Origin of the sequence: Rhizobium sp. WCS2018Hpa-16, from assembly GCF_031843705.1 — a bacterium.
Taxonomy (GTDB): domain Bacteria; phylum Pseudomonadota; class Alphaproteobacteria; order Rhizobiales; family Rhizobiaceae; genus Agrobacterium; species Agrobacterium tumefaciens_C.
This window is the reverse complement of the sequence record NZ_JAVTIX010000001.1, coordinates 1223381-1231477: the sequence shown is the minus strand read 5'-3', so window position 1 is coordinate 1231477 and position 8097 is coordinate 1223381. Positions and strand designations below refer to the sequence as shown.

Annotated in this window: 7 protein-coding genes, 2 tRNA genes and 1 pseudogene; all 10 read left to right on the top strand. The window is 56.0% G+C overall.

Annotation, left to right across the window (positions count from 1 at the left end):
• The 10 genes and pseudogenes from RQI55_RS06165 (at position 1) to nuoG (ending at position 8089) form a co-directional block, all read left to right on the top strand.
• A tRNA-Asp gene (locus tag RQI55_RS06165) sits at positions 1-77 on the top strand.
• 43 nt (positions 78-120) lie between these two features.
• Positions 121-197: transfer RNA gene (locus RQI55_RS06160), tRNA-Asp, on the top strand.
• 485 nt (positions 198-682) lie between these two features.
• Positions 683-1048, top strand: a complete 366-nt coding sequence (locus RQI55_RS06155; protein WP_042619792.1) for an NADH-quinone oxidoreductase subunit A — start codon at positions 683-685, stop codon at positions 1046-1048.
• Complete coding sequence (locus RQI55_RS06150) at positions 1039-1620, top strand: NADH-quinone oxidoreductase subunit B family protein (protein ID WP_192066564.1); 582 nt, start codon at positions 1039-1041, stop codon at positions 1618-1620. Before RQI55_RS06155 ends, RQI55_RS06150 begins: the two co-directional genes overlap by 10 nt.
• A 20-nt stretch (positions 1621-1640) precedes the next feature.
• Positions 1641-2243 (top strand): NADH-quinone oxidoreductase subunit C, encoded by a 603-nt coding sequence (locus RQI55_RS06145; RefSeq protein ID WP_243256183.1) that lies wholly within the window; start codon positions 1641-1643, stop codon positions 2241-2243.
• Positions 2240-3430: an NADH-quinone oxidoreductase subunit D gene (locus RQI55_RS06140; RefSeq protein WP_042619663.1), complete on the top strand. Its 1191-nt coding sequence runs from the start codon at positions 2240-2242 to the stop codon at positions 3428-3430. The genes RQI55_RS06145 and RQI55_RS06140 overlap by 4 nt, the downstream gene beginning before the upstream one ends.
• Positions 3430-3684, top strand: a complete 255-nt coding sequence (locus RQI55_RS06135; protein ID WP_042619662.1) for a hypothetical protein — start codon at positions 3430-3432, stop codon at positions 3682-3684. Before RQI55_RS06140 ends, RQI55_RS06135 begins: the two co-directional genes overlap by 1 nt.
• Positions 3685-3700: 16 nt before the next feature.
• A pseudogene (gene nuoE / locus RQI55_RS06130) lies at positions 3701-4504 on the top strand (NADH-quinone oxidoreductase subunit NuoE); the annotation flags it as partial.
• Between the two features lie 25 nt (positions 4505-4529).
• Positions 4530-5834 (top strand): NADH-quinone oxidoreductase subunit NuoF, encoded by a 1305-nt coding sequence (gene nuoF, locus RQI55_RS06125; RefSeq protein ID WP_311272063.1) that lies wholly within the window; start codon positions 4530-4532, stop codon positions 5832-5834.
• A gap of 173 nt (positions 5835-6007) precedes the next feature.
• A complete protein-coding gene (gene nuoG, locus RQI55_RS06120; RefSeq protein ID WP_243256180.1) occupies positions 6008-8089 on the top strand; it encodes an NADH-quinone oxidoreductase subunit NuoG in 2082 nt (693 codons plus the stop codon).
• The last annotated feature ends 8 nt before the right edge of the window (positions 8090-8097 follow it).

Below are 8097 nucleotides of genomic sequence, written 5' to 3'. Positions count from 1 at the left end.
GCGGGTGTAGCTCAGTTGGTTAGAGTGCCGGCCTGTCACGCCGGAGGTCGCGGGTTCGAGCCCCGTCACTCGCGCCATTCCTTCCTCGAAGTCTACGGATCTGAAAGATCCTTAAAATGCGCGGGTGTAGCTCAGTTGGTTAGAGTGCCGGCCTGTCACGCCGGAGGTCGCGGGTTCGAGCCCCGTCACTCGCGCCATTTTATTCTCCTCCAGATCAATCGTCAGACTTCGCAACGTGCCCACGGGTATTTTTGCCTTTTGTCAGCTCCGTCGAAAAGCTTCAACTATGTCGCTTTTTGCTTCGCTCCATTCGCTGACTGCATCCTTTTGTCACATTGCATTTCCCAGCAAATTTCTTGTCAATCACGCTCAAGTCTCCATGGAATTTTTCGCCATTTTTTTGTTCCATTGTGGACAAAAATTTGCGACGATTGGGTATGGTGCGCAAAACGAATATTGTCTAATCGATTGAAGCGGTTAGCGGTATCTTTAGGGTTTTGTGTGCATATAATGGGGCAAGAGAATTTGGTGTCCAAGTCACGATTGGCTTGAAATGGCACTTAATCTCTTGCAGAGAGAGCGTGGCTGCGATAACCACAGCGGCGTTGCAACATATTTCGGCCCTATGGATTCCACTGACCATAACGGCATGCTCGACGCTCGGTCGGGCAAGGAAGAGACAATGACTGAACTCCTCAGTTCCTACATTCCGATCGCAATCTTCATTGGTATCGCGCTTGTCATCGGTTTGGCGCTGCTGATTGCGCCTTTCGCTGTTGCCTACAAGAACCCCGATCCGGAAAAGCTATCCGCTTTCGAGTGCGGCTTTAATGCGTTTGATGATGCGCGCATGAAGTTCGATATTCGGTTCTATCTGGTGTCGATCCTGTTTATCATCTTCGACCTTGAAGTCGCTTTCCTGTTCCCGTGGGCAGTGTCCTTCGGTGAAATCGGTTGGTTCGGTTTCTGGTCCATGATGGTATTCCTGGGTGTTCTCACCATCGGCTTTATTTATGAATGGAAGAAGGGGGCACTGGAATGGGCGTAGTTCAAAACGACACGCTTGTCGCACCAAAGCCCAAGGGCATTATCGACCCCGCCACAGGCAAGCCTGTTGGCAGTGATGATGGCTACTTTACTGAAATCAACGACGAGCTTGCCGACAAGGGCTTTCTCGTTACGTCCACGGACGAACTCATCACTTGGGCCCGTACCGGCTCCTTGATGTGGATGCAGTTCGGTCTGGCATGCTGTGCTGTCGAAGGTCTCATGCAGGCTTCCGGTCCACGTTATGACATGGAGCGCTTTGGTGTTGCTCCACGCGCTTCGCCGCGCCAGTCTGACGTCATGATCGTAGCCGGCACGCTGACCAACAAGATGGCACCTGCGCTCCGCAAGGTCTATGACCAGATGCCTGAGCCTCGTTACGTCATTTCTATGGGCTCCTGCGCAAATGGCGGCGGCTATTACCACTACTCCTACTCCGTAGTGCGTGGCTGTGACCGCGTGGTGCCGGTCGATATTTACGTGCCGGGCTGTCCCCCCACGGCAGAAGCACTGCTTTACGGCGTGCTGCTGCTGCAAAAGAAGATCCGGCGTACCGGTACGATCGAGCGTTAAGGGCAGAGGACAGAGAAGCAATGAGCGAAGCTCTTAACGATCTTGCCGCCTACATCAATGAAGCGCGCGGTTCCCTGCTGGAATCGTCGGCCATTGCCTATGGCGAACTGACGTTGAACACGACGCCGGAGAGCATCATCGCGCTCCTGACATTCCTGCGCGATGACGTGCAGTGCGGTTTTGTGAACATCATCGATATCTGTGGCGTTGACTGGCCGACACGCGAGAAGCGTTTCGACGTTGTCTATCATCTGCTATCGCCGCGCCAGAACTTGCGTGTTCGCGTCAAGCTCCAGGTCGCCGAGGACGAAGCCGTTCCATCGGCCACGTCAGTCTTTATTGGTGCGGAGTGGTTTGAGCGCGAAGCTTGGGACATGTATGGCATTCCGTTTGAAGGCCATTCGGACCTGCGCCGCATTCTGACCGATTACGGCTTTGAAGGTCACCCGCTGCGCAAGGATTTTCCGCTCACGGGCTTCGTGGAAGTGCGCTATGACGATGTTCTGAAGCGCGTTCTTTACGAGCCAGTCGAACTTAAGCAGGAATTCCGCAATTTCGACTTTCTCTCCCCTTGGGAAGGAACAGATTATGTTCTTCCGGGCGATGAAAAGGCAAAGCCATGACAGAGCATAACGTCCGCAATTTTACGATCAACTTCGGCCCGGAACATCCGTCTGCGCACGGCGTTTTGCGTCTCGTTCTTGAACTCGACGGCGAAGTCGTCGAGCGCGTTGATCCGCATATTGGCCTGTTGCACCGTGGCACGGAAAAGCTGATCGAAAGCAAGACCTATCTTCAGGCCCTGCCTTATTTCGACCGGCTTGATTACGTCGCGCCGATGAACCAGGAGCATGCTTTCGCGCTCGCCGTCGAGAAGCTGCTTGGTCTTGAAATCCCGATGCGCGGCCAGTTGATCCGCGTTCTTTTCTCGGAGATCGGCCGTATTCTTTCGCACATCATGAACGTCACGACCCAGGCCATGGACGTTGGCGCCATGACGCCGCCGGTCTGGGGTTTCGAAGAGCGCGAAAAGCTCATGGTATTTTACGAGCGGGCTTCCGGCGCACGTCTCCATGCTGCCTATTTCCGTCCGGGTGGCGTTCACCAGGACCTGCCGCCGGAGCTTGTTGATGATATCGGCAAGTGGTGCGATCCCTTCATCACGTTCCTTGACAATGTCGAGGGTCTGTTGACCGAGAACCGCATCTACAAGCAGCGTAACGTCGATATTGGCGTCGTGTCGCTCGAAGATGCGTTTGCATGGGGCTTTACAGGCGTCATGGTTCGCGGCTCAGGCGCTGCATGGGATTTGCGTCGCGCGCAGCCTTACGAGTGCTATTCAGATCTCGAATTCGACATTCCTGTGGGCAAGAACGGCGATTGCTACGACCGTTATTTGATCCGCATGCAGGAAATGCGCGAATCGATCAAGATCATGAAGCAGTGCGTCGAGCTTTTGCAGGGCAAGCACCGCGTGGGCGCCGTGTCATCGCTGGATGGCAAGGTTGTTCCGCCAAAGCGTGGCGAGATGAAGCGTTCGATGGAAGCGCTCATCCACCATTTCAAACTCTACACTGAAGGCTATCACGTTCCCGCTGGCGAAGTGTATGCAGCGGTCGAAGCGCCCAAGGGCGAGTTCGGCGTGTATGTGGTGGCCGATGGTTCCAACAAGCCTTATCGCTGCAAGATCCGCGCTCCGGGGTTTGCACATCTGGCAGCCATGGATTACCTTTGCAAAGGCCATCAGCTTGCCGACGTGACAGCTGTTCTCGGCTCTCTGGACATCGTGTTCGGGGAGGTTGACCGCTGATGAGATTGCCGCTGGCCATATCGGCTTTTGTTGCCGCGACGGCACCCGTATTCGCCCAGACGGCGGATGTGGGTGTTTCTTCGCAGGCAGGCGGCGGTTCATCTTCTGTCAAGCAACTTCTGTCACAGGGATACGAGATCAAATCGTCTCTTCCCAATGGCGGAAAATTCATTGTGTTCATGCAAAAAGACAAAACGGCCTATGCCTGCGAATTCGTCACGGTGACGAGATCGCGGTGCGAGTCGTTAAACTGATGGGGCGTGAGGTAGTATGTCCGTTCGTCGACTAGCCGAAGACCAGTTCCAGCCCGCCGGGTTCGCGTTTAACGCGGACAATATCGCGTGGGCGGAAAAAACGATCCAGAAGTATCCTCAGGGACGCCAGCAGTCAGCGGTCATTCCGTTGCTGATGCGCGCTCAGGAGCAGGATGGCTGGGTCACCCGCGCCTGCATCGAGAAGATCGCCGACATGTTGGATATGGCTTATATCCGCGTGCTTGAGGTTGCGACTTTCTATACGCAGTTCCAGCTGAAACCAGTTGGTACCCGTGCGCATATTCAGGTCTGCGGCACAACGCCCTGCATGCTGCGCGGCTCTGAAGCGCTGATGGATGTCTGTCGCCACAAAATCCACCATGATCCGCTCACGCCCAATGAAAGCGGTACGCTTTCGTGGGAAGAAGTGGAATGTCAGGGTGCCTGCGTCAACGCGCCTATGGTCATCATCTTCAAGGATGCCTATGAGGACCTGACGCCGGAGCGGCTGGAAGAAATTATTGATACATTCGAGGCAGGCAAGGGCGATACCGTCAAGCCAGGTCCGCAGATCGACCGCCATCTGTCCGCTCCGATCGGTGGTCTCACCACCTTGACGGAAGAGACAAAGCCGGATCGTTCTAACCTCGACAAGCCAGCGGAATCGCCAGCTGCTGACGCCGCAGCGCCAACGCCGCCTTCCAATGCTGCAAAGCCGAAAACCGACGCGCCGGAGACTGATCCGAAGCTCAAGACACCCGTAACGGACCCGAAGGCAGCAGAGGCGAACGTCAAGGCTGTCGAGAAGGAAAACTCCGGCAAGAAGCCGCAGTGAGAGGTCAAGCATGTTAAAAGATCAGGATCGCATCTTTACCAATCTCTACGGCCTCAAGGACACCTCTCTGAAAGGCGTTCTTGCGCGCGGACATTGGGATGGCACCAAGCAGATCATCGAAAAGGGTCGTGACTGGATCATCAACGAAATGAAGGCGTCCGGCCTTCGTGGTCGTGGTGGTGCGGGCTTCCCGACGGGCCTGAAATGGTCCTTCATGCCGAAGGAGAGCGACGGCCGTCCTCACTATCTGGTCGTCAATGCCGACGAATCCGAACCAGGCACCTGTAAGGACCGCGAAATTCTGCGTCACGATCCGCATACGCTGATCGAAGGCTGCGTGATTGCCGGTTTCGCCATGAGTGCGCATACGGCTTATATTTATGTTCGCGGTGAATATATGCGCGAACGCGAAGTGCTTCAGGCGGCAATCGACGAGTGCTATGACGCTGGCCTTCTGGGCAAAAACAACAAGAACGGCTGGGATTTTGATATCTACGTTCACCACGGCGCGGGTGCCTATATCTGTGGCGAGGAAACGGCGCTTCTCGAAAGCCTGGAAGGCAAGAAGGGCCAGCCGCGCCTCAAGCCTCCATTCCCGGCCAATATGGGTCTCTATGGCTGCCCAACGACGGTCAACAATGTCGAGTCCATCGCCGTTGCCCCGACTATTTTACGTCGTGGCGCGTCCTGGTTCTCCTCGATTGGCCGCCCAAACAATGTCGGCACGAAACTATTCATGGTTTCAGGCCATGTCGAGCGTCCTTGCACCTTCGAAGATGCTTTGGGCGTTTCGTTCAAGGAACTGATCGAGCGTCACTGTGGTGGCATTCGTGGCGGATGGGATAATCTTCTAGGCGTCATTCCAGGCGGCGCATCGTGCCCCATCGTTCGCGGTGAGGACATGAAGGATGCCATCATGGATTTTGATGGCATGCGCGAAGTGAAGTCGTCCTTCGGCACCGGTGGCATGATTGTCATGGACAAGTCCACCGACGTCATCAAGGCGATCGCCCGCATCGCTGCGTTCTTCAAGCATGAGAGCTGTGGCCAGTGCACCCCTTGCCGTGAAGGCACGGGTTGGATGTGGCGCGTGCTGGAACGCATGGTCAAGGGCAACGCGCAGAAGCGTGAAATCGACATGCTGTTTGAAGTGACCAAGCAGATCGAGGGCCACACCATCTGTGCGCTGGGCGATGCTGCTGCATGGCCGGTTCAGGCATTGATTCGCAATTTCCGTCCGGAAATCGAAAAGCGGATCGATGAATATACCTACAGGGCCATGGATGACGGCGCTGTGCTTGAGGCTGCCGAGTAACACCGGCCAAAGTAACGCCCGAAGGGTGTTGCGAGAGGCGGGGATCGGGTGTACCGGTCCCTTATATCGTTAAAGCGTCTTGCGGATTTTGAGTCTGCTCGATGTCATCAGGATTTGTTGCGGAACGCATGAGACGGTGCGGGACGGACAGGCAACAGGACGTAAGTAGGACCATGACAAAGCTCAAGGTTGACGGTAAAGAGATCGAAGTCCCAGATCATTTCACGCTGTTGCAGGCGTGTGAGGAGGCTGGTGCCGAAGTTCCTCGCTTTTGTTTCCACGAGCGTTTGTCGGTCGCGGGCAATTGCCGCATGTGTCTCATCGAGGTGAAGGGCGGGCCGCCAAAGCCTGCGGCATCTTGCGCTATGGGCGTGCGCGATATTCGCGGCGGCCCCAATGGCGAACTGCCAGAAGTTTTCACCAACACGCCTATGGTCAAGAAGGCCCGCGAAGGCGTGATGGAATTTCTTCTCATCAACCATCCGCTCGATTGTCCCATCTGCGACCAGGGCGGCGAATGCGACCTTCAGGACCAGGCCATGGCCTTCGGTATTCCTGGCTCGCGTTACTCTGAGAACAAGCGGGCTGTTGAGGACAAGTACATCGGGCCGCTCGTCAAGACGGTTATGAACCGCTGCATTCACTGCACGCGCTGCGTTCGTTTCACCACGGAAGTTGCCGGCATTTCCGAACTGGGCCTGATTGGTCGCGGTGAGGATGCTGAAATCACGACGTATCTTGAGCAGGCGATGACGTCTGAATTGCAGGGTAACGTTGTCGATCTTTGCCCGGTTGGCGCGCTGACATCGAAGCCATTCGCCTTCACCGCCCGTCCATGGGAACTCGGCAAGACCGAAACCATCGACGTGATGGATGCCCTTGGTTCTGCGATCCGCGTGGATACACGTGGCCGCGAAGTCATGCGCGTCATGCCGCGTGTCAACGAGGCGATCAACGAAGAGTGGATTTCCGACAAGAGCCGCTTCATCTGGGATGGCTTGAAAACGCAGCGTCTCGACAAACCTTATGTCCGCAAGGATGGCCGCTTGCAGCCAGCCACGTGGGGCGAGGCGTTTGGTGCGATCAAGGCCGCTATGTCTGCGACATCGGGCGAAAAGATCGGGGCAATCGCTGGCGATCTTTCCACAGCCGAAGAAATGTTCGCGCTGAAGTCGCTGCTGGCGTCTCTCGGCTCAACAAATGTCGATTGCCGTCAGGATGGCGCAGCACTTGATCCATCTCTGGGTCGTGCGAGCTACCTGTTCAACGCCACAATCGAAGGCATCGAAAATGCCGACGCTCTTCTCATCATCGGCTCGAACCCACGTTTCGAGGGTGCCGTTCTCAATGCACGCATCCGCAAGCGCTGGCGTCGCGGCGGTTTCCCGATTGGTGTGATCGGCGAAGCTGGTGAATTGCGTTATGATTACGAATATCTCGGTTCTGGAACGGACACCTTGTCCGATCTGGTCAATGGTGGACATAGCTTCATCGAAAAGCTGAAGGCCGCGAAGAACCCGCTCATCATTGTAGGGCAGGGTGCCTTGTCACGCGAAGATGGCGCAGCTGTTCTGAGCGCTGCAGCAAAGCTCGCCGTTTCCGTAGGCGCTGTATCTGCTGAGTGGAATGGCTTCTCTGTTCTCCACACGGCTGCTGCTCGCGTAGGGGGTCTGGATATTGGCTTCGTTCCGCCAGACAAGTCTGCCAACGCAGCTTCCATCGTTGCATCCGCAGAGGTTCTTTTCCTTCTTGGTGCCGATGAGATCGATCTTTCTGCCAAGGCTGCAAAGCTGACCGTCTACATCGGATCGCATGGTGACGCTGGCGCAATGGCTGCAGATGTTATTCTGCCAGGTGCTGCCTATACCGAGAAATCCGGTATCTGGGTCAACACCGAAGGTCGCGTCCAGATGGGCAATCGCGCCGGTTTTGCACCTGGTGAAGCCCGTGAAGACTGGGCGATCCTGCGTGCGCTTTCCGATGTTCTCGGCAAGAAGCTGCCATTCGATTCGCTTTCGGCACTGCGCGCTCAGCTCTACATTGCGCATCCGCATCTTGCTGATGCTGACGAGATTGCTGTCGCTGATGGCGCTGATCTCGAGGCGCTGGCGGCAAAGGCTGGAACTTTGTCCAAGGCGGGCTTTGCTTCGGCGGTTAAGGACTTTTATTTGACGAACCCGATTGCGAGAGCGTCTGCTGTCATGGCCGAGTGTTCCGCATTGGCCCGCAACAACTTCAAGGCTGCGGCAGAGTAAGGGTAGGG